Here is a 2147-nt window from a genome sequence, read left to right as displayed (position 1 = left end):
TCAGCGGGTGCAGGTAGTACAGCGCCTCGATCTCGTCGCCGAAGTACTCGATGCGCACGGCGAGTTCCTCGTACGACGGGATGATCTCCACGGTGTCGCCCCGGACCCGGAACGTGCCCCGGGTGAACGACATGTCGTTGCGGTCGTACTGGACATCGACAAGGAGTCTCAGCAGCCCGTCTCTCGGGACCTCGGCGCCGACCTGCAACTCCACCGAGCGGTCCAGGTAGGACTGCGGCGTACCGAGACCGTAGATGCAGGACACCGAGGCGACCACCACCACGTCGCGCCGCGACAGCAGAGCCGAGGTGGCCGAGTGCCGCAGCCGCTCGACGTCGTCGTTGATCGAGCTGTCCTTCTCGATGTAGGTGTCGGTCTGGGCGATGTAGGCCTCGGGCTGGTAGTAGTCGTAGTACGAGACGAAGTACTCAACGGCGTTGTGCGGCAACATCTCCCGCAGCTCGTTGGCAAGCTGGGCGGCGAGGGTCTTGTTCGGCGCCATCACCAGGGTGGGGCGCTGCAGACGCTCGATGAGCCAGGCGGTGGTCGCGGACTTGCCGGTACCGGTTGCGCCGAGCAGGACCACTTCGCGCTCCCCCGCACGAATCCGGCGCTCCAGCTCGTCGATCGCCGCGGGCTGGTCACCGGCCGGCTGATGCGGGCTGACCACCTCGAACCGGGCACCGGTGCGTACGACGTCCTCCACGGCCCGGTACTCCGACTGGGCGACCACGGGACGTTCGGCGGCGAAGGCCATGGCACCAGACTAGATGCGCGGCCCGACAGCCGCGGCACGGCGACATCAGGTGAGCGAACGGTCGACGCGGGGAGAACCGGATCCGCCGATCCCGGTGTGTGGCAGGGCTGTGATTCATAGGCTCGACGGGTGAGAATCGACGCGGCGGCCGCACTGCGCGAGTTGCCGTTCCCGGCGGTGGTCCGGCGCGACGTGCCGGTCGCGTATGAGCCGGTGTCGGGCCGGCAAGACGGAATCGACACCGTCCGCTGAACGCCATCCACCCGCCCAAGCGTGAGACCTTCGACCTCGTCGGGCGCACCAACACCGATCCCAAGGGGATCGTCCGGGCGGTGGACGAATACCGGCGGGAACCCTGGGGTCTGTACATGGCCCGACCGACCCCGGGCCGGCGTCAGTTCCATTACCTGGAGTCGTGGCTCCTGCCGTCACTGGGTCTGCGGGCCAACGTTTTTCACTTCAACCCCGGCTACGCCCGCGATCAGGACTACTACCTCGACGTGGCCGCGATCCACCCCGGCCCGCGGCACTGGCATGCCGAGGACCACTACCTGGACCTCGTGGTCCGCACCGGGCGGAGCGCGGAACTGGTCGACCTCGACGAACTGCTCGAGGCCCACCGCCTCGGCCTGCTGAGTTCCGGGACCGCCGGGCAGGCCCTGCATTCCGCGATCCGCGCGGTCGACGGCCTGGCGGCGCACGGCCACGACCTGAATGCCTGGCTGGCCGGGGCCGGAATGGATCTGAGTTGGCGGGGAGCCCCCGACCAGGCGTAGGCTGCCCGCGTGGGACGGATGGGACGCCGGGTGACCGCTGGTGCCGTTGCGGCGATGGCGCTGCTGCCTTCGGCTGTCGCCGCCGCCGATGACCACCTCACCCCGACACCGCAGCCACCCCGGCCGCTGCCGGCCGCGCAGCAGTCGCTGCAGCACAACGTGACCTACCGGGCCCGGGTCGACGGCCTGGCCCGCGGCGCGCTGATCACCTACCGGATCAACGACACCCAGGTCAACAGCACCGACCCGACCATGCTGCCCGGCCGGATATTCGAGACCACCGCGGTCCTCACCGACCCCGACCAGGCGGGGATGCGGATCTCCATTCAGTGGCCCTACTCGGCCAACCTGCACTGCGAGATCCTGGTGGACGACCGGCTCGTGGTGCAGGCCGACCAGTTCATCAGCCCGCGGTTGACGCCGGCCAGCGACGATCCCGACCACGGCGCGATGAACTGCGGCGCCCCCCTGAGCAATGCGCTCGGCGCGCCGGCCGCAACGCCGCCCGCCGGGGTCCCGGCCGGCGATCCCGGCGCTCCGGTCATCTGACCGGTCCCGGCGACCAACCGGTGCCCTCGGCCCACTGCCAGGCGCGCCGGTGGGCGTCGGCGAAC

General features: G+C 69.9%; 4 protein-coding genes. 3 read left to right on the top strand and 1 reads right to left on the bottom strand.

Annotated features, from left to right (window positions below):
- Window positions 1-757, bottom strand: a 757-nt coding sequence (locus ADBZ5U_RS15960) for a DEAD/DEAH box helicase family protein (protein WP_526811826.1), incomplete at its 3' end; no start/stop codon positions are given.
- A gap of 129 nt (window positions 758-886) precedes the next feature.
- Between ADBZ5U_RS15960 and ADBZ5U_RS15955 the strand changes: the two genes are divergently transcribed.
- Genes ADBZ5U_RS15955 through ADBZ5U_RS15945 form a run of 3 tightly spaced genes read left to right on the top strand, consistent with a single transcriptional unit; the run spans window position 887 to window position 2082 of the window.
- Window positions 887-1009 carry a hypothetical protein gene (locus tag ADBZ5U_RS15955; RefSeq protein ID WP_526811825.1) on the top strand — a complete coding sequence of 41 codons (123 nt, stop codon included), beginning with the start codon at window positions 887-889 and terminating at the stop codon, window positions 1007-1009.
- A gap of 5 nt (window positions 1010-1014) precedes the next feature.
- Window positions 1015-1533, top strand: coding sequence for a ribonuclease FAU-1 family protein (locus ADBZ5U_RS15950; protein WP_526811830.1), 519 nt, complete (start codon window positions 1015-1017; stop codon window positions 1531-1533).
- 18 nt (window positions 1534-1551) lie between these two features.
- Window positions 1552-2082 carry a hypothetical protein gene (locus ADBZ5U_RS15945; protein ID WP_526811828.1) on the top strand — a complete coding sequence of 177 codons (531 nt, stop codon included), beginning with the start codon at window positions 1552-1554 and terminating at the stop codon, window positions 2080-2082.
- Window positions 2083-2147: the final 65 nt, after the last annotated feature.

Source organism: Mycobacterium sp. (assembly GCF_040398885.1).
GTDB lineage: Bacteria > Actinomycetota > Actinomycetes > Mycobacteriales > Mycobacteriaceae > Mycobacterium.
This window is presented reverse-complemented; position numbering and strand designations above follow the sequence as displayed.

What these genes read in the sequence shown, in the direction of transcription:
- ADBZ5U_RS15945 (WP_526811828.1), top strand. Translation starts at nt 1,552, where the DNA reads ATGGGACGCCGGGTGACCGCTGGTGCCGTTGCGGCGATGGCGCTGCTG.